Origin of the sequence: Bacillus changyiensis, assembly GCF_027706145.1 — a bacterium.
GTDB classification, from domain to species: Bacteria; Bacillota; Bacilli; order Bacillales; family Bacillaceae; genus Bacillus; species Bacillus changyiensis.
On record NZ_JAQFWW010000009.1, the window covers coordinates 12,811 to 33,902 of the forward strand.

Below are 21,092 nucleotides of genomic sequence, written 5' to 3' on the forward strand. Positions count from 1 at the left end.
CATTCCAATACAACAGTTATCCTTTTTATACACAACTCGCATATTAGCTCTCATAAACCGACGGTTTGAGTACTCCGATATACGGAAGATTGCGATAGCGTTCCGCAAAATCAAGACCATATCCAACAACAAATGCATTTGGTACTTCAAAACCGACATAATCTGCTTTAATGTCTGCCTTCCGTCCGCTCGGTTTATCGAGAAGAGTGACAATCTTGATGGACTTTGCTTTGCGATATCGGAAAAGCTCTACGAGGTAACTCAGCGTTAGCCCACTGTCAATAATATCTTCGATAATTAAAATATCTCGCCCCTCTACAGATGTATCCAAATCTTTAAGGATTTTTACTTCACCAGAGGAAACTGTAGAATTTCCATAGCTTGATACATCCATGAAATCCATTTCTAAATATGTATCAATATGCTTTAGGAGATCTGCCATAAACGGCATTGCTCCTTTTAAAACACCAATGGCCAACGGAAACTTATTGCTGTATTCTTCTGTCAAAGTCGCGCCAAGTTCTTTGACTTTATTTTTGATCTCTTCTTCAGAAATCAAAACCTTCTCAATATCATGTTTCATTCTCTGTTTGCCCCCTACACTTTTTCATGCTGTCTATATTGTAATACAATGCGCTCATTGTTTGTATCATCATGTTCTTCAAAAATGGTTTTTTTCAGACCGGGTATCCAAATAATCATTCCAACCGCGTCTGTCACAATAGGCCAACTGTCTCTTTTTTCGAGAGGCACTTTTTCATTAATAAATATATCTTTTACCTTTTTTGAACCATTCATCCCTTTAAGTTTCATTCTGTCCCCTTTTTTCCTTGTTCGTACATAAAGGGGGAATTGAACCTGCATTGGACTAGTTGCAAACATATCATTCCCTTTTGATACATCCTCTGGATCTTGCCTACGCACATGAATTGAAAAGCCGTTAGGAAGCAGCAGCTCTGTTTCATCCGTTCCATTTATTTCATAATGATAGGAGATATTTTCGCTTTGTATTGGAAGAAATGTAAACAAACATGTATGATAAGATTTGACTATCTTTAACCCATCTGGAAAGTCAAGTGAACCGGATGGTTCTTTTTTTGAAACCCATTCCAGAAACACTTCAATATGATGGGCAGAAAACACGGATGGAACGTTTTCATAAAGATAGTTTAATATTAGTTGAACTCCTCTCCTTTGTAAAGGCATTGGAAGGCTTAGAAGGTTTTCAATTTTGATTTCAACAGTAGAACTCGACTTTTTTGTGATGACTGTATTCATCTTCTCTTTCGTTAATACCTGTAAGAACAATTCATCTTCGGCCAACGCTTCACTGACGGACTGAAAGCGTTTATGTACATCTTCTGACTCTTTTTTCAATAGAGGGAGTACATGGTGTCTCAATCTGTTTCGTGTATAGTCATCTTTGTTGTTACTCGGATCTATCCTAAATGGGATTTGATTCACTTTGCAATATTGTAAAAGGTCTTTTTTTTCAAGTCCCAAAAACGGCCTTATTAGCCACCCACCTCCAAATTGGCGTTTTGGTTGAATGCCGGCAAGCCCTAAACCGATCGTTCCTTTTATCAACCTCATCAACATCGTCTCGATTTGATCATCGCCATGGTGGGCCAATGCCAAATATTGTGCTTGATGTTTTTCCATTTGCTCTTTAAAAAACTGAAAGCGGCATTCTCTTGCAGCTACCTGTTTATTCAGTTTTTTCTCATCAGCATACTTTTGAACATTGATTCGCCGTGTTTCACAAAGCACTCCCTTTTGATCGCAATATGTTTGAACAAAGCGCATATCTTCCTCAGATTCCCTACCTCTGAACATATGATCCACATGCACAGCAATCAATGTTGCAGTGCTTGGCATCATGCTCTTGAGAATATGGAGCAGAGCCATGGAGTCAGGCCCTCCGGAAACACCAACCATGACCGTTGTTCCATTAAATGACAGATTATTTCTTTTCATAAAATCTTCTATACTCTTCACAATGGTCCTCCACCTAATCGCAGGCTTATTTCAAAAGATATAAATATCCTAACACTTTCCCTCAGTCCCTGCAAAGAAGAGCTATCCGCTCACAACAAATTGTTAAATAAAAAACAAAACAATATAGGCAAAATAAAGAGCAAGTACACTGACTACAATGATGACTGTTTCAAATACTCCGCCTGATTTTTGATGTTTTTTCGACCGTTGCAACGATACTGTCTTTCGCCTATGTTTTGCAAGCCGTGAGGGAGAGGATTGGGAATGACGAACACTTCTTTGTTTAATAGCTGAACGGCCTGTCTCAAGTAAATCGAATTTCATTTCATCAGCCGTTTTGTAATTTCCCTTTAAAGCAGCCGCTAAAACTGTTTGATATGTTGTTAAAAATGGATGGTTGTTAATGACTGATAAAAGCTGGGTCCTTGGATTCTCAGTCTTCTTAAATTCCTTCTTTGTTACACAGTTCACCATGATCATAGCAACCGAAAACAGATCATATGATGGTTCTGCTCGTCTAGTTCCACATTCCCAGTACCCCCTATCAAAAAATTCTGTATACTCCTTAATCGCGCGACCTTCTTTTGTCGTTCCTCCAACATCAATACAGCGAATTCTTGCAGGAGACTCTGTCACAATCAAATTGTCAGGCTTTAAATCTCCAAATATCCACCCTTCTCGATGAATAATTGATAAATTTGACAGTAGTTGGCTGATTAAAACCGGTATCCATTCCTCTCCTTTGTCTTCTATATATTGCAAAAGAAGTGGTCCTTCAATATATTCCATGACATAAAATGATAGTTTTTGATGAGTTCCTGAAAGTGACATATCATCCACATCAAAAAAACAAGGCCCCATTGCACTTGCTTGGGCCCTTGAAAAAGATTTAAGCACATTCACTTCTGAGGTAATGGATAAACTATCATCACTTACTTTTAATGCCACCTGGCTTTGTTTTGAGTTTGCCAAGTAAACAACACCATTAGCCCCTTTCCCAAGCTGTTTGATAATCTTATATGAGTGATTGTTCCACTTTCCAACAACTGTTGAACCAGGCTTTAAGCTAGCCGCTAAACTTGTCGAAGCGTTTTTCATCATCTTCTAACATACTCCTTCTTGAGCGATTATTATTAAAATAGTTAATCGCTGCTCGGATTGCTGGTCCTGTTGGTGTAATGCCTCCCGCAGCAAGTCTAGAAAATAGAGAGGAAAGAGATTCAAACTTTGGTGTCCAACCCTGCACAAGTTCCACTTCTTGTTTTTTCCCGGGAAATATAAACATCGCAAATTCATTATCACCTATTCTTGAATTAAGGCTAATGGACAAATCAATTAATGCTTCTTTCACAGTTGGAAGTTTGGGATTCATGCTTGCGCTCGTATCAACAAGCACTAGGACATGTAAATGAACAGTTTCTCCAAGTTCATCAACTACATCCATCACTTCCCCGCGTTGATCAGGAGGTAGTTCATCCATTTCTGTCTGTTTACCGAGAATTTGTTTAAGTTCTTGATTAACTACACCCTGAAGAGTTTGTGTCATCGCTTTTTTCGTCACCATCTGAACAGTTTGTGACAGCTGTGAAGCGTAAACAACCTGATGAACACCACCTCCAGCAAGAGCGATTCCTTCAACTTCACTCATTGCAGATTGATCCATGGAACCTTCTTCCATAATCCCAATCACATTAACAGTTATTCCCTGTTCCTTTGCAAAAGCTGCTATTGCCTGAGGGTCTTCACCGCGGTTTGAACAGCCGTCCGTAATAAGCAAAATTTGATTTAAATGCCCATTTTTCATATTTATTCCTCCTGAACAAAGATATCTTTTTTCAATTCCATCTTCGCCAGAAGAAAATTGATTTATACGAATGCTAAGAAATCTCTTGATTCTTTCTAAAAAGACCCGTTGTTGGAATAGATGCCCATTTCGGTGTATTATGATCTATTTTGATGACTAGTACTGTCATATCATCATCTATTCGTCCCGATCTTGTCCGAATCACCTCTTCCATAATCAAATCGGCGATTTCTTGCGGATTTTCGGTTTTAAGCGACTTTAATTTTCTCTTCATCCATAAATCATAATTTTCCACATGACGTGGCCCTTCAAAAATACCATCACTCATCATGATCAGAATATCCCCTGCTTTTAATTGTTCACTGACAACATCAACATCAAATTCAGTTATAATACCAATTGGTAAGTTGCTGGCCTGCACTTTAATGATCTGCTCACTTCTTTTAATAAAACTCGGTGTTGACCCAATTTTTAAAAACTTGCAGTTTGCATTTTGCAAATCGAGAATGGCTAAATCAAGTGTGGAGTAAATCTCATCTGTTGTTCTTAACGAAAGGATACTATTAATTGTTTTAATCGCTACTTTTTCATCAATTCCTGACTGAAGAATTTTCTCAAGCAGCTTTATCGTTTCATTACTTTCAAGGTGTGCCCTTGCTCCATTTCCCATTCCATCACTGATAGCAGCAGCATATTTCCCCAGACCAAGTTCCATCATATTATAGCTGTCCCCTGAGACAAGCCCCCCTCCTTTGGCCGCATGCGCCACTCCTGTTTTCACCCGATAAGATTTTGCTGAACCAAAAGCCACATGACAATAGCCGTTCGGATGGCCGGCACACTGCTCAGCCTTTACAATAATTTGTTCTTCTAAAATATCGGAAAGCATTGGAGCAATTAGTTTTTCACATTCACCATGACCATTGCAATATGGAATACTCATTTCAATGTCAATATTACCTTGATCAAGACTATAGATTTCAACCTGTTGGATTTCAATACCAAAATGCTGAAGTGCCTCTGTAACCTGTTCTTCTTGAACAAAGTGCTGTTCTCGCTCCCTTTTGATTTCCCGAGAAAAATCGGCCATGACCTGAGAAACACCGAGAAGTTGTTCAGCAACAAGCCGCCTACTGTCATGAATTTTTTGTTTCAATGTTTGATTGGCTCTAAAGTGTGAGAGTTCGTCTTCTATCAATGCTTCAACCTGCTTCGATTTTGAACAATGCTGTTGAAACTCTTTCTTTAGCTTGCGGTTTTTGTAGTAATTTTTTTCTTCTGTTTCCTGCATAACCTGTTTCATGATCTCATATGTTTTATCAAAGTTCTCTACCCAGCACTTGTTTTTTTTATAACAAGATTGACAGGAGTATTCGGTAACAGAACTTAATAACAAGTCGATTTCTTTTTCTTTGCTCTCTTTGTTCGAAACAGAATGATAAAAGGTGGCAAAACTTTCGGATAAAGCATAAAAAATATTTGAAAACTGATCTACTTTTTGAGCTGTAACATCGCGAATTTTTCTTGCATATTGCTGCTGTTCTTGGGAGTGTTCAATCGTTCCAGGAATATACTTGGCCACCTTCTTTGTGATTGACTGTGGTGTTAATAAAAAGAGACCAATTGCGATCAAGGATTCATAAAGTGTCGGTATCAGCTCTGCTGAACCCTCTCCATATAAAGAAATGAGCAATGATCCAATTAGCAGACCAACCGCAGCTCCAACTTTTTTTCCTTCTTTCAACAACCCACCAAGCAGACCGGAGAAAGCCAACAGGCTCATCTGGTAAAGATTACCAATATTTGCAAGACTTAAAATCAAGCCAGTGACAACTCCAACTGTACACCCGATACTAGCACCACCGATAAATGCAAACACAAGAACCGTATATCGAGCTAATATGAGTTCAGCCTGCAAACCTTGAAAGGAAACTCCTGTTAATCCAGTCAAAACAGAAGCAATTAAAATCATAAAACAAATAATTTCCTCAATTTTTAAGGATTGTTTTGCTCGTTTTGATGTTACAATCGGTAAACTTTGCAAAAATATTAGTGTTAAGATAAAAGCTAAGCCAGCTTCGACAAATGCCATTACATAATAATAACTTGTGACTTTCCCATATTGTGCATAGACAAATGTGCATCTTGCCAATGCCATAGATAAAAAGATCACAACCGGTAATGTTCTGAATCCATCTTTTATAATCAGTGAGGTCATTTTTGAGCATATTGTAAACGACACAAGAGCTAACAGAACGAACAGAGAGTGCTGTACAGAGATACTTAAAGCCCCTGCAAGCAGAGCCAAACACGCTAAGAACGCTTTATCCTTCTTAATGAAAAGCATGACTCCGAAAAATGGCAAAGCAAAAGGGATCACTTCTGACAGAATGAAAGCTCGTCCCAATAAAAAACCGATCACCATGTAAATGAGCCCTTTATACAAAAAGAGCGAATACAACCGTTGTATGATAGACATCGTTATTTTGTTGAACCAGGAATTCATTTTTTGAATGACAGGTCCTATAAAGGGGTTATTAATTCTTCTTTCCGCTTTTTCCATGCTTTCATCTCCCACTCATTTATTCATTGCTTACCATTATAACGAAAGATGAAATAGGATTTTGTCAAAAGAAGGTAACGATTTCAAAGAAATTCTCGACGGTTTATGCAGTATGTTCCAATCTCTCTTGGTATGTCGAGTTTATTCTTGTTATTTTGCGAGACACAAAAAACCGATTTCATATAGAAATCGGTTTTTTAAATGACCCGTACGGGATTCGAACCCGTGTTACCGCCGTGAAAGGGCGGTGTCTTAACCGCTTGACCAACGGGCCTTATAAAATAAAGTAGCGGCGGAGGGGATCGAACCCCCGACCTCACGGGTATGAACCGTACGCTCTAGCCAGCTGAGCTACACCGCCATGTTTTTCTTTTAACGCACAAGTTCTATAATACAAAGATTTATCCAGTCCGTCAATAGAAATTATTAAATTTTTTTCTAAAATAAAAAGGCATCCGTTGGGATAAGACGAATGCCCTTCGTTTGTATTATATAGAAAGCAGCAAGTTAACCTCTTCTTGCTCCGCGCCCTCCACGTTTTGACTCCGTGTTGCGTTTTAGAGACGATAAGCGATCTTCACTATCTTTCAAAAACTTATTCATTTTTTGTTCAAACGTTTCTTTAGAGCGGAAATCATTTCTTGGTCTTGGTTGTGGACGGTCTACAGCCTTTTTGATGGACAAGCCGATCTTGCCATCTTTTTCAACATTAATGACTTTGACTTCAACTTGATCTCCAACTTTTAGATGATCATTGATATCCTTCACATAATTATCTGCGACTTCACTGATATGAACAAGACCTGTTGATCCCCCAGGCAACTCAACAAACGCTCCAAAATTTGTAATACCTGTTACTTTCCCTTGCAACTTGCTGCCAACTTCAATCGACATAAAAAAAGTGCTCCTCCTTAGACTTAAAAAAAATCATTTCTTTAATTATACATAAAGAAAAAATGAAGTTCAATAAGGCTATTTACTCTTCTCGTTAAACTTGAAGATAATTTCGCCTTTTTTTGACAAGTAATACTCCTTTCTGGCAAGCTCTGCGACATAGTCTTTATCTTTAAGTTTTGTGATCTCTTCCTTCAAGTCTGTTTTTTTCGCTTCCACTTTATGAAGTTTCTTCAAAAGTTCTGCTTTTTTTGCTTCCTGACTATCAATAGTTGAAGCTTGTGACCAGATTGTGCCACCCAGTACAATTGTAAAGAGCAATGCTACTGCCCCAAATACCATTAACCGTCTGTACAGACCGCGTTTTTTTCTTTTCAAATGCTGCTGCTTCCGCTCTATTTGATCTTTATACTCATTTTCAATTTGTGAAATATTATATTTCCTAGAATTGTTCAACACCAGACGGCCTCCCTTCATCTTTTTAAAATTTTATTAATTAAGATGATGAATAGTTTCTGTACTTTTGTTAAAAATCCTGCTCCTTTTTCAAAAAAATGTTTCACCTTTAGCTGAATAACTGCAGGGAGAAGTTTGAAACATTTATATACAATGGAATAGATTGGGTATGTTGCTATTTTAACGATTTTATATAAACATACCCCAAAAAAGCAAAAAAGACCATAGATATTTCTTATTGTAGTCCAGATGACGAGCAAAATGACGTGAAATGTCCATAAAAACGGACGTAATACTATTAGTTTCGTCATTTTTGCTAAGATCTGAAATATAAATACAAAAAAAGAAATCATCAAATCCAAAGCCGTCAAATAAATTTGTTTAAAAAGACTCTGGTAGACAGCAACCCCCAACAAAACCGCCAAGAAAATATAAAGCCTGAATTCACCTTCATTCACACAAAGTAACACATAGAAAAAAAGAAGGCCTTGTACCGCCCAAAACAAAAGGTCATGAATAAATAAGATCCATCTCGTTGTCTTAGAACGAATCACAAAGCATGTATAGGTATCAAGGGAGGCACCTAGCCACGCCCCCATTCCGGTCATGGCCAGCATTGTATAGAACTGTGTGGTCAGTGTCATTTAAACAACTTGCTAAAAAAACCTTTAGCTTTCTCCCCCTGCTGCTCATCCAAATAGATGAGATCGAGCACTCTACCCTTAATGGAGACAACACCTTTCTCTAAATCCAAATTTTTCATTTGTAAGTTTTCGCCTCTGACTGACAACATACCCATCACTGTTTCCAGTAAAAATTCCTCATTATCAAAACTCTCTACCTGTTTGACGCCGGAAATATCCAACAACTTGCGCCCCTTCATCATGACATCATGTTCAGGAGCAGAAGAACCGCTAGAAGAGTTGGGCTGATCAAAATATGCACTCATCGACTCATCCCCCATATTCTCATACTATTGATACTGCATTGTATGAGTTAGGGTATTTTTTTAGAACAAGCCTATTCTTCGTTGAGCTTTTCTTCCTTGAGAATCGTATACATACTGGCTGCTTCGTCTTTTTTTGTCGTATCTTTTAACTCATTGACTGTAACAGTGACAAGTTTTTGTCCGAAACGCACGACCAGTTCGTCTCCTGCTTTCACATCAGAACTCGCCTTCGCCTTTTGGCCATTAACTAAGATTCTCCCTTGGTCAGCTACCTCCTTAGCGAGTGTTCGTCTTTTAATCAATCTTGAAACTTTCAGAAACTTATCTAACCTCATCGTCTGTTAGCTCCTTTCCATTTTTTTAGCTTCATTCCATAGCTCATCCATTTCCTCTAGTGTCATGCTGACTATGTCTTTCCCTGAATGGTTCGCTGCTTGCTCAATATAGTTGAATCGCCTGTAAAACTTAGCATTCGTCATGGTGAGCGCTTCTTCAGGGTCAATTTTATAAAAACGACCAATATTAACTAAAGCAAATAAAATATCACCAAATTCTTCTTTTATTTTTTTGCTTTGGGCTTGAGAATTAGAAAGTTCTAAGGAGAATTCTTTCATTTCTTCATTGACTTTGTTCCAAATGTCATTTACATCAGACCAGTCAAAACCGACTTTGGCTGCCTTTTTCTGCAATTGGTTCGCTTTTGAGAGAGATGGCAACGGTTTTGGGACATCATCAAGCAGAGATTTTTCAATTGTTTGCTTTTCTGAGCTTTTAATCTCTTCCCAGTTTACCATGACGTCAGCCTCATCATGAACTGTGACATTGCCAAAAACATGCGGATGCCTTCTAATCATTTTCGCAGTAATTTCGCGAATAACATCATGAATGGTAAACAAACCTTCGTCATCACCGATTTGTGCATGCAATAAGACTTGCAACAGAACATCCCCTAGCTCTTCTACAATATGGTCCGGCTCTTCTTCATCAATCGCTTCTAGCACTTCATAGCATTCTTCAATTAAGTATTTTTTCAATGACTGATGGGTTTGCTTTTGATCCCAAGGACACCCCTCAGGTCCACGCAATTTTTGAATAACACGACGGAACATCGAAAACTCATGGTAAAGCAAGGTTTCATCTTTAACTGGAGGTACATAAACACTCGTTAAATTACTGATATTGACACTTCTGTCCAATTCGTAAAGAGGTACTTTCCTGATCTCCTCTTCACTGCTTCCGGCTGCCGTTACAATGACAATTTCGTAATCATCTGGAAGCTTTTCCATCAACGTCAATTTCACTTCTGAAGCTGTCATTTGGTCATATACTTGACAAATGATCACATGGTGACGAAGCTCAATTTCGTCTTCTGAAAACCGGATAGCATCAACTAACTGGAAACCTTCGATCGGATCGATGTTTAGAGCGTTAAATGTCGCATCTAGAAAGCTTTGACCTCCTTCCACTCTCACGGTCACTTGATGGTCTTTATGTCTTTCAAGCAATAGCTGAACTGTTTTTTCAGCAACACTCGGATGCCCAGGCACTGCATAAAGAATATCTTGATGCATGGCTTTCTGAAAAAGCTTTTCAACGATCTCTTCGTAGACCGCTTCAAATTGATCATGTTTCTCATAAATATCATCGAAAAAATACATATTAGGAATTTCTTTTGTTAGTTCCTTCACTAAAGGATGGTCTTGTGTTCTGCAATAGACAGCCTCAGCCTGTGTAAGACATTTATATATACCTAGTGTTAATTGATTGATATCGCCTGCACCAAGACCGACGACAGTAATTTTACCAGCCATACTATTCGCCCCTTTCTCGTTTAAATGTAAACAAATGGATTGCAAAAGGCAAAAGTTCGAGTTCCTCATCTGAATACACCTTTAATTTGATGATACTATACAAATAGGTAGCGCCACCGAGCACTACGCCAGTAAGACTTTCAAATGCGGCTATCCACCTGCTTTCTGTATCTATCACCATTTCAAATATATAAAGCCAAGCCACTAAAACCATTAACATCATGAAAGCTGAAATCAATAGCCCGCTCATATTGTAGTCAGAAAGCTTAGTCAAACTTTGCCTTTTCAGTTTTAAAAAGTTTAGCAAGGCAACAAAAGCGAATGATAATGCTGTTGCTAATGCCGCTCCTTCTATTCCGAACGATGGAATCAACATAACATTCAAAATCGTTTTTATCACTGTTCCTAATAAAACGGAGACAGCTGGAAAAAATGGATGTCCAAATCCTTGTAAAACAGCAGTTATTGTCATGGCAAGTGACGCAAAAAAGATCGATAAACTGAAAATCTGCAGCGCTGCCGTTCCTTCACTATTTTTAAACAGCATCATATTTACAGGGTCCAAAATGCAAATAAGACCGACTGCTGCCCCGATTCCAAGCGTCAAACTCGTTTTCATTGCATATTGCACTTTTAACTGCAAATTGGTTTCTTGCTGCTTCCGTGCCTTTGTAAGCGTTGGGACAAGGGCCGTCGCCACACTCACTGCAAAAACGGTTCCAAGTTGAAGTAGTGGCTGGCCTCTGTCATAAACACCTTTTATATGTTTTGCCTCTAGTTTGTCCAAACCATGATCGAGCAGTAGTGAATATAAATTGAATGCATCAACAAGCTGAATGAGAATGAGCATGAGACTGCTGACACAGATTGTCAGCGTATAAAATGATAGCTGTTTAATAACTGTTTTCGTATTCAGATTAGACACCTCTGATCGGTGTCTCCTGTCCCTCGTTACCCAAAACTTAGCCAATATAATAAATGCTGTAAGACCTCCGACAAACGAAGCAAAGGCTGCCCCCGCTCCAGTATCGTATAAAGAAAAACCTTGTTTAACCAACCACCATGTTAACAAGAGAATAACAGTGACTCGAACAAGCTGCTCCCCCATTTGTGAAAAAGCAGTTGGCACCATCCACTGTCTACCTTGAAAATAACCTCTGAAAAAGGATATAAACGGAAGCAGTAAATAAGAGAACGAAACAGCGCGAATCACCTGCTCAAGATCTGGGTCACCCATTAGCCAAGCTATACCTTTTGCTCCAGCGAAAAGAATCAAAAAACAACTTAAACCAATACCAGACAAAAACATCATCGAGATGCGAAGAATCTTTGCTCGGTTTTCAACTTCATAATCATTCATGATTTTTGAGATTGTCACAGGAAACCCGACAGTCACTAACACGACTGATATTCCTAACAACGGATATACTTGCTGATATATGTAAAAACCGACATCTCCTACTATATTTTGAAAAGGCACTCTGTACCCTGCGCTTAATACCTTTGAAAAAATTCCCGCTAGTGATAACACAAAAGCACCTTGCCAAAGTTGGCGTTTTTGTTCACTCAAAGTACGCATATCGTAAGCTCCTTCCTATGCGCAAAAACACACATGAACCGTGCTTATTATACCATACGGGCCCTACGACAATAAAAAAAGAACAGCCTGATTCTGCTGTTCATAAAAAAGATTTGGCAATCTCCTTTTATAAAGGGATTGCCAAAAAACGGTATAAGACCTATTGTTCCATTTGTCGTGCCAGAAAACCGGCAGCTGTTTCGACTGCTTTATGTTCAACTTCACCAATTGTTTGATCTTTTGAGAAAATCACGACAGCTCCAATTGGATCTCCATTGGCAACAATTGGGCCAATCGTATAGGAATTCACTTCTTCTTCAATCCCATCTATTAGCTGAATTGTTTTGTTTTCCTCTAATACAGAGTTACGCTGTTCCATCGTTTTTTCTACGATATCACCAATCGATTTGTTCATATAATCTTTTTTTGAGCTTCCAGATACCGCGATAAACACATCCCGGTCACAAATCAAAACAGAATGTCCCATACTATCATAAAGGGCGTCTGCATATTCCCTTGCAAAGTCACCAAGTTCACTGATTGGAGAGTACTTTTTTAAAATGACCTCCCCATCCCGGTCAACAAATATTTCTAAAGGATCTCCCTCTCGAATACGTAATGTTCTTCGTATTTCTTTAGGGATCACGACCCGTCCTAAATCATCAATCCGACGTACGATACCAGTTGCTTTCATCTGTGCTGCCTCTCTTTCTTTTGATGATATATATCTGGAGGATAATAATAGCGCAGTGTCCTTACAATTAACACTCTCCCTCCGCTCTCGTTGATTTGATTTTAGTATCCGTCACATCAGATGTAATATACATGAGAAACAAGAAAATTTTATGATGATGCAATCGTTTGCTTTTTAACATTTTGTAAACCTTTTAGGATATACAGCAATGTTTCAAGCCAGTCTTCTGGTTTACGATTTTTAATTTGAATTGATATTTTTAATTTGTTGCCATCCATCCCAAGACCGATCTGCCTGCCATACTTACTACCCAATTCAAACAATTTCTGCCCGTCAATTTCTGAGCTGGCCTTTTCATCAATTGTCAGTCTTACAGCTTCTTTGTCCTGTTTAATAAGTTTGACACGCTCTTTAATGGCGTACACTTTCATTTCGGCAATGGCAAATAAATATTCGACTTCTTTCGGATATTCGCCAAAGCGATCAATCATCTCATCCTGAAGCTCACTTTTTTCTTCTAGTGTGACAATCGATCTAAATCGTTTATACATATCTATTTTTTGTTTGCCATCTGTTACATAGGTTTGCGGAATATATGCATCAAGTTCTAAATCAATTTCCGATTCAAACCGTTCAATTTGCTGTGTATCTCCTTTGCGGGCTTCAATAGCTTCCTTGAGCATCTGTGAATACAAGTCAAAACCGACAGAATCTATAAAACCATGCTGTTGTGCGCCGAGAAGATTTCCCGCTCCCCGAATTGTCAAATCACGCATCGCAATTTTAAAGCCGGAGCCTAGTTCAGTAAACTCTTTAATTGCTTGAAGTCTTTTTTCTGCAACTTCTGTTAAGACCTTGTCTTTCCGATAAGTGAAATATGCATATGCGACCCGATTTGAACGTCCGACACGACCCCTTAACTGATAAAGCTGAGAGAGTCCCATCTTATCACCGTCATATACGATTAATGTATTGACATTCGGAATATCAACACCTGTTTCAATGATGGTCGTACTCACAAGTACATCTGATTCACCCTCTAAAAAATTCAGCATAACTGATTCGAGTTCATTTTCTGTCATTTTCCCATGAGCATATGCAACTTTCGCATCAGGTACAAGCATTGATATTTCTTCAGTCTTTCTTTCAATATCTTCCACTCTGTTGTACAGGAAGTAGACCTGACCGCCTCTGGCAAGTTCCCGTTCAATTGCTTCTCTCACGAGTGCACCGTTATATTCAACAACATACGTCTGAACCGGAAAACGGTTTTCCGGTGGGGTTTCAATAACTGATAAATCTCGAACGCCAAGCATGGACATATGAAGAGTTCTCGGAATTGGTGTTGCTGTTAAAGTTAGAACATCTACATTTGCCTTAATTCTTTTAATCTTTTCCTTGTGCGTAACACCGAACCTTTGTTCCTCATCAATAATTAATAAACCTAGATCTTTATAGACGACATCTTTTGATAGTAACCGATGTGTTCCAATCACAATATCAACCGTACCATTTTTCAAACCTTTAATCGTCTCTGTAGCTTCTTTTCTTGTACGAAAACGACTTAGTAACCCAATAGTAACCGGATAGTCCTGAAAACGCTCCAAAATCGTTTCATAATGCTGCTGTGCCAATATTGTTGTGGGGACAAGGATCGCAACTTGTTTACCATCTGCAATTGCTTTGAAGGCTGCACGAATGGCTACCTCTGTCTTGCCATAGCCGACATCACCACAAAGCAATCGGTCCATCGGCCGCTCTTTCTCCATGTCCTTTTTAATTTCCTGTATAGACCTCAGTTGATCTTCTGTTTCTTGGTATGGAAAAGCGGCTTCAAATTCACGTTGCATTTCATGGTCTGGTGAAAACGCATATCCCTTGCTCGCTTCCCTTTCCGCATATAGCTTGATCAAATCATCAGCGATATCTTGGACAGAGGATTCAACCTTTTTCTTGACCCTCTTCCATTCGCTTCCTCCTAGTTTGTACAGTTTAGGTTCTTTTCCCTCAGAGCCTACATACTTTTGAACTTGGTCAATTTGATCAACAGGAACATAAAGCTTATCACTACCTTGGTAATGAATATTAAGGTAATCTTTGTGAATTCCATTTATTTCAAGGGTTTCAATCCCTAAATACTTTCCAATCCCATGGTTGACGTGTACAACATAATCACCAACCTGGAGTTCGGAGTAGCTTTTAATTCTTTCTGCATTTGTCAATTTTTGCTTTCTAGGTTGCTTTTTCACTCGTTTTTTAAAGAGTTCTTCTTCTGTAATAACAGCCAATTTTAATAATGGAAGTTCAAAGCCTGTTTGAAGATTACCCTCCATAATGTATGTCTGACCTTGGGCAAGCACCGCGTCTGGGCTAGCCTGGGCTGCCTCTATTTCATAGTCTGACAAAACAGATGCTAGTTTTTCGACACGCTCTTTTCGATCTCCAAGAAATACAGTTGTATATTTTGACTTTTTAAATCGCTCAAGCTCGCTTTTCAGCACATTCATTTGACCGTGAAAACTTTGCATTTGCTTACTGGAAACATTTACGATATTTTGCGGACTCGTATGCTGAACATGTCTTAAAAACAAGGAATAATATAAAATCGGCCGCGACTGTTTTGACATCAGTTCGTGAAACGGAAATGACATGGATATGTCTTGAAGAATTTTGCCTTCTTCAAGAAGACTTACCATCCATTCCGCTTCTTCTTTTTGTAGCTGGTCTTCCATTTCATGTATACGGCTAATTTCATCTAAAATTAGCAATGTATCGTTTGGAAAGTAGTCTAGTAAACTAGCAGGTTTCTCGTAAAAATAGGAGAGATACTTCACCATTTCTTGACTAACGTTTCCTTCAGTAAGCCTCTCTCTGTCTTCAGCTATATTTTGCTGAAGAATCTCTTTTCGCTTATCTTCTTTCAGTTTTTTAAGACTGTTGGCAAGGCCTTGATCAATTTGTTCAAGCACTCTTTTCCTGTTTTCTTCGCGGACAATCAATTCCTTGGCAGGACCGATTACCACTCGTTGGCGGGTTTCTAAGGAGCGTTGATCATCCGTATTAAATATGCGGATTGAATCAATTTCAGTATCAAATAGTTCGATTCTGACCGGATTCTCTTCAGTTAATGAATAGATATCAATAATCCCACCGCGAATACTAAAGTCACCTGGAGCGGCAACCATATCGGTTCGTTCATAGCCTATTTGAACAAGGGTTTCAATCAGTTTTTGCTGATCAATTTCATGGCCAATATCAATAGATATCTGACTGTTTTTCCATAACTCCATAGGAGGTAGCATTCTTCTGACGGCTGCTGCCGGAGCAACTACTACCGGAGTTTCACCACTTGCAAGCCGATTCAAAACGTCTAGCCTTTGTGAACGCAGTTCAGGGCTTGCAACCGCGATTTCGGACGAAATCAATTCGTTAACCGGATATAAAAGAACAGACTTATCTTTTATCAGTCCTGTTAAATCGTCTGTTATCTTTTGAGCTTGATAAAGGTTATGCGTAATTATTAATAATGGTCGATTCGTTTCCATTGATAAAGCCGAAGTGAATACTGATCGGGCAGATCCAGAAAGTCCCGCCAATAATTGTTCTTTCAGTCCTTCATTCAAACCACTAACAATGGATTTAAAGTCATCGCTTTCCGCAACATAGAATTGAATATTTTTCAAATGTGCCCCTCCTCTCTTCCTCAAATAGAAAAATGCTTTGGTCTAGTCCCTACACCAAAGCTTTTATTGAATAAATGACTGATATTGATGAAAATCCGGGTTTCGTTCTAGTGCTTCCTGACAATCTTCACATATCGTCATTACATGTAAATCCCCATTATCCTTATAAGAAATCATATCATTTCTTTCCTCAGCTGTTAAATGGTGAAAACCTAATTGTTCACTATTTGCATAAATATGGTCTAGACTGCCCACTTTAACACCACAGTGACGACAGTAATAATGTAAAGCCATAAGGGAACCTCCAATAGCCAGTCTTTTTAAGACTAGTATGAACCGGTCTTAATCATCTTATACCTTTACATTAAATTCGTTCATCACTTCTAAAAAAGATTTTTCCAACGAGGATGAACAGGCTTCAATCGTTTTTTGAATAGCTTTCTCAATGGCGGGCGCTTCTTCAGCAGAAAAACCACCAAGAACATAGTCCGTTATTTTCATACCATTTATCGGACGACCAATCCCGATTCTGAAGCGGTTAAATTCAGATGTTCCAAGATGCTGAATAATGGATTTAATTCCGTTGTGCCCGCCTGCGCTCCCCCTTGTTCTTAAACGAATTTTTCCAGTAGGGAGATCCAGATCATCATAGATCACTTTCAGATTGTCAGTTGGGACTTCATAATAGTCTAGAAGCGGTCTTAAACATTCACCCGATAAATTCATATATGTAAGTGGTTTAACAAGTAGAACCTTTTCCCCGGAAACAACTCCAACCCCATATTGTCCATTGAACTTTGCTTTATTAAGTGTTATATTCCATTCCTTCGAAAGTTCATCAATAAGCATAAACCCTACATTATGTCTCGTTTTTTCATATGTTTTCCCTGGGTTTCCTAAACCTGCAAACACAAGCATGATTTTTCTCCTCCCTTAATGGACCCCGTGCTTCTCTAGTGTTGAGGGGAAGAATCTTAATTCTCCTCATTCTAGCACAAAAGACGTAACCTCGGGAGGGTTACGTCTTAAGTCTTTATTCATCTTTTTCCTCTCCATTGCTCTCTTCTGGTTCTTTTACGTTTTGAGCAGCTGACTCAGCTTCAGTTTCCACTTGTTTTTGTGGAGGTAAAATAGAAGCGATGACTTCATCTCGTTCATGATTGAATGTAAAATCACCCTCTGGTTGAATATCTCCAACCGTTAAAACATCATTGACCTGAAGCCGAGAAATATCTAAGTCAATCGTTTGAGGAATGTTATTTGGCTTCGATGTGATAGATAGCTCATAAAGCGGTTGCTGAATAACACCACCTTGCTTGACTCCCTCAGCTTCTCCTGTCAAATGAACAGGGACTGCTGCTTCCATCTCCGTTTCCATATCAACCACTTTGAAATCAGCATGAACAATTGTATCTTTTAATGGATCTGTTTGAAGTTCAGTAACCATAACGGCATGTTGTTTACCATTTACATCTAAATGAATAATCGTGTTTTTCCCTTCAGCACGCAATATTTTAAAAAGCTCAATACTATCGAGTGAAACGGACATGTTCTCCATGTTCTTCCCGTATATGATACCCGGTACATGTCCGAATGACCGGATTTTTCTCAAGGAGGAATGTTTATGGTCCATTCTTTCTTCCGCTTTTAATATTGCCATTTAAAGCACCATCCTATCGTTAGATTGGTTTTCTTAAAACCATACCCATAACGACAAATCTTTAAACCTGAATGGGAAAATTAATCAAACAATAAGCTGACCGATTGTCTTTCATGAACGCGAATAATCGCTTCTGCCATTAGCGGTGCAACGGAAAGTTGTTTAAATTTATCAATTTTTTTATCTTCTGGAAGCTCAATACTGTTTGTTACAACAAGTTCTTTAATTTTAGAATGCTCGATTCTTTCAATTGCCGGTCCTGAAAGAACAGGGTGTGTACAACATGCATAAACTTCAGATGCGCCACTTTCGACAAGCGCATTTGCTGCCAGTGTGATCGTTCCTGCTGTATCGATAATATCATCGATTAATATTGCTGTTTTGCCTTCTATATGACCAATTATATTCATCACTTCAGCTACATTTGGTTTCGGACGACGTTTATCAATAATGGCAATTGGTGCTTTTAAACGATCCGCCATCTTGCGAGCGCGTGTGACCCCACCATGGTCAGGTGATACAATCACAATATCGTCCAAACCCTTCTCTTCAAAATAATTCGCTAAAATCGGAACACCCATTAAGTGATCAATCGGTATATCAAAGAATCCTTGAATTTGTGGTGCATGCAAATCAAGTGCAATCACGCGGGTAGCTCCAGCTGTTTCAAGCAAGTTAGCCACAAGTTTGGCAGTGATCGGTTCACGAGCACGAGCTTTTCTGTCTTGACGAGCATAGCCATAGTATGGCATAACGATATTGATCGTTCTAGCTGAAGCCCGCTTTAATGCATCAACCATAATTAAAAGTTCCATAATGTGTTCGTTAACCGGAGCACTAGTCGATTGAATGACATAGCAGTCACAGCCGCGGATGCTTTCTTCGATATTAATTTGAACCTCACCATCACTAAAGCGCTTAACGGAACACTGACCTAGCTCAACTCCAACCACTTCTGCAATTTCCTTTGCAAGATCCGGGTTCGAGTTTAAAGAAAAAATCTTCAAATTGTCGTCTTCATAATGATTAGACATGTTAAACCTCCGATTTAGGATTATTTTTTGTGTAGCTTTTTCGTGTAGTCTTCTTTGTTGACTTGTTTTGCTCTCGCAATAGACAAAGCCGCACCAGGTACATCGTCCGTCACTGTAGATCCCGCGGCAACATAAGCACCCTTTCCAATTGTTATAGGTGCGATTAAATTTGAATTGCAGCCGACAAAAGCACCATCTTCAACTTTTGTTAAATATTTATGTTTACCGTCATAATTCACGGTGATCGAACCACATCCGAGATTCACATCTTCACCAATTTCCGCATCACCAATGTAACTGAGATGAGAAGCTTTGCTACGATTCCCAAATTCCGTTTTCTTCACTTCTACGAAATTGCCGATCCTTACTTCATTGCCGATCTTTGAGTCAGGTCTGATATGAGCAAACGGACCAATCATAACATCATCACCGATCTCACTATTCATAATCACAGACTGTTTAATCACTGTTCTGTTACCAATTTTACTATTTTCCAGCTCACTGTTTTGTCCGATAACTGAATCCTCACCGATTTCAACCCGACCTTTGATCATAGTTCCAGGGTAAATAACAGTGTCTCTGCCAATAACAGCTTCCGCTGAGATATACGTGTTGTTTGGATCAATTAAGCTGACCCCGTTTACCATGTGACGGTTATTAATGCGCTGTTTCATGTAGGTTTCTGCTTGAGAAAGAGCAACTCTGTCATTAACTCCGAGTGTTTCTTGAAAGTTATCCGCTTGATAAGCGGCAACAGTTTCACCTTTTTGTTTCAAAATCTCAATCACATCGGGCAGATAATATTCTCCTTGAACATTATCATTAGACACTTGCTCTATCGCCTCAAAAAGCATTTCATTATCAAAACAATATGTTCCTGTATTAATTTCTTTTACAAGCCGCTCTGCTTTTGTCGCATCCTTATGTTCGACAATTTTCTCTACAATGCCCGTCTCATTGCGAATGATTCGTCCATAACCTGTTGGATTCTTTGCCATTGCGGTTAAAATTGTAACCTTTGCCTTTTGTTCTCGATGCTCTTTGAGCATGGCTTCCATTGTCTCAGCAGTTAATAATGGTGTATCACCGCAAACGACAATTGTCGTACCTGTTTCATTTGCAAGAATTGATTTTGCCTGCTTAACAGCGTGGGCAGTACCTAATTGTTCTGCTTGAAGAGCATACTCACTTTTGCTTCCCAGCTGGTTTTTAACGTCATCTGCACCGTGTCCGACAATTGTGACAAGTTTAGCCAATGATAGTTTAAGAACTTCATCAACAACATGCTCAACCATCGACTTTCCGCAGACAGGATGAAGAACTTTATATAGCTTTGATTTCATTCTTGTTCCTTGACCAGCTGCTAATACAACTGCAAACCGCTTATCCATTTATTGGCCTCCATTATCCCTATTATCCATAAAAAAATATATCCTAAATATGAGTTGATTTCAAGCAAGCTCAGAATAGAAATTCTCATATAAACTAATAATTTTAAGGTTACTGTAGTGTCCTCGTTTTTTAAAACTTTTTTAAATTATAATCCTATTAACGATTTCGCTGTATTCAATTGTCAGCTTTACTCATCAGACAAAACCATAAATTGTTATTTTATCACATGAAAAAAGGGCTTTTTGATTAAGCCCTTTTTAAGAAGCACCAGCTTCTTCATATTCTATTTCCTCAACATCACCCAAACGATGGTATTCATTTAGCACCGCATCCTGAATTTTCCCTCGGGTACTTGAGTTAATCGGATGAGCAATATCACGAAACTCTCCATCAGGTGTACGCTTACTTGGCATCGCAACGAAAAGACCATTGTTTCCATCAATTACACGAATGTCATGAACGACAAATTCGTGATCCAGCGTGATGGATGCAATCGCTCTCATGCGACCATCGGTATTCACGCGGCGTAATCTTACGTCGGTAACTTCCACAGTAGTTCACCACCTTTTCCCAAT

The 21,092-nt window shown here is 38.8% G+C and carries 19 protein-coding genes, 2 tRNA genes and 1 pseudogene; all 22 read right to left on the reverse strand.

Translation table 11 applies throughout. The features are described 5' to 3' along the window. Positions 1 to 43: 43 nt before the first annotated feature. The 22 genes and pseudogenes from hpt to spoVG all read right to left on the reverse strand — a co-directional run bounded on the left by hpt (position 44) and on the right by spoVG (position 21,068). Positions 44 to 583 (reverse strand): hypoxanthine phosphoribosyltransferase, encoded by a 540-nt coding sequence (hpt, locus tag PDT38_RS17995; RefSeq protein ID WP_270803459.1) that lies wholly within the window; start codon positions 581 to 583, stop codon positions 44 to 46. Beyond that, positions 573 to 1,998, reverse strand: a pseudogene (tilS, locus tag PDT38_RS18000) (tRNA lysidine(34) synthetase TilS). Before tilS ends, hpt begins: the two are co-directional and overlap by 11 nt. A 102-nt stretch (positions 1,999 to 2,100) precedes the next feature. Then, positions 2,101 to 3,099, reverse strand: a complete 999-nt coding sequence (locus PDT38_RS18005) for a protein kinase domain-containing protein (RefSeq protein ID WP_270803461.1) — start codon at positions 3,097 to 3,099, stop codon at positions 2,101 to 2,103. After that, positions 3,065 to 3,808 carry a VWA domain-containing protein gene (locus PDT38_RS18010; RefSeq protein ID WP_394356311.1) on the reverse strand — a complete coding sequence of 248 codons (744 nt, stop codon included), beginning with the start codon at positions 3,806 to 3,808 and terminating at the stop codon, positions 3,065 to 3,067. Before PDT38_RS18010 ends, PDT38_RS18005 begins: the two co-directional genes overlap by 35 nt. Before the next feature lie 67 nt (positions 3,809 to 3,875). Further along, the gene (gene spoIIE / locus PDT38_RS18015; protein ID WP_270803463.1) at positions 3,876 to 6,365 is read right to left on the reverse strand and encodes a stage II sporulation protein E; all 2,490 of its coding nucleotides are present in this window, start codon (positions 6,363 to 6,365) and stop codon (positions 3,876 to 3,878) included. 202 nt (positions 6,366 to 6,567) lie between these two features. After that, positions 6,568 to 6,639: transfer RNA gene (locus tag PDT38_RS18020), tRNA-Glu, on the reverse strand. A 13-nt stretch (positions 6,640 to 6,652) separates the two neighbouring features. Further along, positions 6,653 to 6,726, reverse strand: a tRNA-Met gene (locus tag PDT38_RS18025). A gap of 146 nt (positions 6,727 to 6,872) precedes the next feature. Beyond that, positions 6,873 to 7,259 (reverse strand): S1 domain-containing RNA-binding protein, encoded by a 387-nt coding sequence (locus PDT38_RS18030; protein WP_172299251.1) that lies wholly within the window; start codon positions 7,257 to 7,259, stop codon positions 6,873 to 6,875. A 78-nt stretch (positions 7,260 to 7,337) separates the two neighbouring features. After that, entirely contained in the window at positions 7,338 to 7,715 is a 378-nt protein-coding gene (locus PDT38_RS18035) for an FtsB family cell division protein (RefSeq protein ID WP_270803492.1), read from the reverse strand. 17 nt (positions 7,716 to 7,732) lie between these two features. After that, positions 7,733 to 8,359 (reverse strand): spore cortex biosynthesis protein YabQ, encoded by a 627-nt coding sequence (yabQ, locus tag PDT38_RS18040; RefSeq protein ID WP_270803464.1) that lies wholly within the window; start codon positions 8,357 to 8,359, stop codon positions 7,733 to 7,735. Next, the gene (gene yabP, locus PDT38_RS18045) at positions 8,356 to 8,664 is read right to left on the reverse strand and encodes a sporulation protein YabP (RefSeq protein WP_172299247.1); all 309 of its coding nucleotides are present in this window, start codon (positions 8,662 to 8,664) and stop codon (positions 8,356 to 8,358) included. The genes yabQ and yabP overlap by 4 nt, the downstream gene beginning before the upstream one ends. Positions 8,665 to 8,735: 71 nt before the next feature. Beyond that, positions 8,736 to 8,999, reverse strand: a complete 264-nt coding sequence (locus PDT38_RS18050) for an RNA-binding S4 domain-containing protein (protein ID WP_270803465.1) — start codon at positions 8,997 to 8,999, stop codon at positions 8,736 to 8,738. Positions 9,000 to 9,005: 6 nt separating this feature from the next. After that, complete coding sequence (locus PDT38_RS18055; protein WP_270803466.1) at positions 9,006 to 10,475, reverse strand: bifunctional methyltransferase/pyrophosphohydrolase YabN; 1,470 nt, start codon at positions 10,473 to 10,475, stop codon at positions 9,006 to 9,008. Between the two features lies 1 nt (position 10,476). Further along, entirely contained in the window at positions 10,477 to 12,054 is a 1,578-nt protein-coding gene (locus tag PDT38_RS18060; RefSeq protein WP_270803467.1) for a putative polysaccharide biosynthesis protein, read from the reverse strand. A gap of 160 nt (positions 12,055 to 12,214) precedes the next feature. Beyond that, the gene (gene spoVT, locus PDT38_RS18065) at positions 12,215 to 12,748 is read right to left on the reverse strand and encodes a stage V sporulation protein T (RefSeq protein WP_270803468.1); all 534 of its coding nucleotides are present in this window, start codon (positions 12,746 to 12,748) and stop codon (positions 12,215 to 12,217) included. A 149-nt stretch (positions 12,749 to 12,897) separates the two neighbouring features. Continuing rightward, positions 12,898 to 16,431 carry a transcription-repair coupling factor gene (mfd, locus tag PDT38_RS18070; protein ID WP_270803469.1) on the reverse strand — a complete coding sequence of 1,178 codons (3,534 nt, stop codon included), beginning with the start codon at positions 16,429 to 16,431 and terminating at the stop codon, positions 12,898 to 12,900. A gap of 63 nt (positions 16,432 to 16,494) precedes the next feature. Continuing rightward, the gene (locus PDT38_RS18075; protein ID WP_172299237.1) at positions 16,495 to 16,725 is read right to left on the reverse strand and encodes an anti-sigma-F factor Fin family protein; all 231 of its coding nucleotides are present in this window, start codon (positions 16,723 to 16,725) and stop codon (positions 16,495 to 16,497) included. Positions 16,726 to 16,782: 57 nt separating this feature from the next. After that, complete coding sequence (gene pth / locus PDT38_RS18080) at positions 16,783 to 17,349, reverse strand: aminoacyl-tRNA hydrolase (protein ID WP_270803470.1); 567 nt, start codon at positions 17,347 to 17,349, stop codon at positions 16,783 to 16,785. Positions 17,350 to 17,464: 115 nt separating this feature from the next. After that, entirely contained in the window at positions 17,465 to 18,091 is a 627-nt protein-coding gene (locus PDT38_RS18085) for a 50S ribosomal protein L25/general stress protein Ctc (RefSeq protein ID WP_270803471.1), read from the reverse strand. An 80-nt stretch (positions 18,092 to 18,171) separates the two neighbouring features. After that, positions 18,172 to 19,125: a ribose-phosphate diphosphokinase gene (locus tag PDT38_RS18090; RefSeq protein ID WP_270803472.1), complete on the reverse strand. Its 954-nt coding sequence runs from the start codon at positions 19,123 to 19,125 to the stop codon at positions 18,172 to 18,174. A gap of 20 nt (positions 19,126 to 19,145) precedes the next feature. Beyond that, positions 19,146 to 20,516, reverse strand: a complete 1,371-nt coding sequence (glmU, locus tag PDT38_RS18095) for a bifunctional UDP-N-acetylglucosamine diphosphorylase/glucosamine-1-phosphate N-acetyltransferase GlmU (RefSeq protein WP_270803473.1) — start codon at positions 20,514 to 20,516, stop codon at positions 19,146 to 19,148. A 258-nt stretch (positions 20,517 to 20,774) separates the two neighbouring features. Then, a complete protein-coding gene (gene spoVG, locus PDT38_RS18100; protein WP_003178198.1) occupies positions 20,775 to 21,068 on the reverse strand; it encodes a septation regulator SpoVG in 294 nt (97 codons plus the stop codon). Positions 21,069 to 21,092: the final 24 nt, after the last annotated feature.

Bases quoted from the DNA above. Each gene is read 5' to 3' on its own strand.
- hpt (WP_270803459.1), bottom strand. From the start codon at position 583: ATGAAACATGATATTGAGAAGGTTTTGATTTCTGAAGAAGAGATCAAA.
- PDT38_RS18005 (WP_270803461.1), bottom strand. From the start codon at position 3,099: ATGATGAAAAACGCTTCGACAAGTTTAGCGGCTAGCTTAAAGCCTGGT.
- spoIIE (WP_270803463.1), bottom strand. From the start codon at position 6,365: ATGGAAAAAGCGGAAAGAAGAATTAATAACCCCTTTATAGGACCTGTC.
- PDT38_RS18030 (WP_172299251.1), bottom strand. From the start codon at position 7,259: ATGTCGATTGAAGTTGGCAGCAAGTTGCAAGGGAAAGTAACAGGTATT.
- yabQ (WP_270803464.1), bottom strand. From the start codon at position 8,359: ATGACACTGACCACACAGTTCTATACAATGCTGGCCATGACCGGAATG.
- yabP (WP_172299247.1), bottom strand. From the start codon at position 8,664: ATGAGTGCATATTTTGATCAGCCCAACTCTTCTAGCGGTTCTTCTGCT.
- PDT38_RS18050 (WP_270803465.1), bottom strand. From the start codon at position 8,999: ATGAGGTTAGATAAGTTTCTGAAAGTTTCAAGATTGATTAAAAGACGA.
- PDT38_RS18055 (WP_270803466.1), bottom strand. From the start codon at position 10,475: ATGGCTGGTAAAATTACTGTCGTCGGTCTTGGTGCAGGCGATATCAAT.
- PDT38_RS18060 (WP_270803467.1), bottom strand. From the start codon at position 12,054: ATGCGTACTTTGAGTGAACAAAAACGCCAACTTTGGCAAGGTGCTTTT.
- spoVT (WP_270803468.1), bottom strand. From the start codon at position 12,748: ATGAAAGCAACTGGTATCGTACGTCGGATTGATGATTTAGGACGGGTC.
- PDT38_RS18075 (WP_172299237.1), bottom strand. From the start codon at position 16,725: ATGGCTTTACATTATTACTGTCGTCACTGTGGTGTTAAAGTGGGCAGT.
- pth (WP_270803470.1), bottom strand. From the start codon at position 17,349: ATGCTTGTGTTTGCAGGTTTAGGAAACCCAGGGAAAACATATGAAAAA.
- PDT38_RS18085 (WP_270803471.1), bottom strand. From the start codon at position 18,091: ATGGCAATATTAAAAGCGGAAGAAAGAATGGACCATAAACATTCCTCC.
- PDT38_RS18090 (WP_270803472.1), bottom strand. From the start codon at position 19,125: ATGTCTAATCATTATGAAGACGACAATTTGAAGATTTTTTCTTTAAAC.
- glmU (WP_270803473.1), bottom strand. From the start codon at position 20,516: ATGGATAAGCGGTTTGCAGTTGTATTAGCAGCTGGTCAAGGAACAAGA.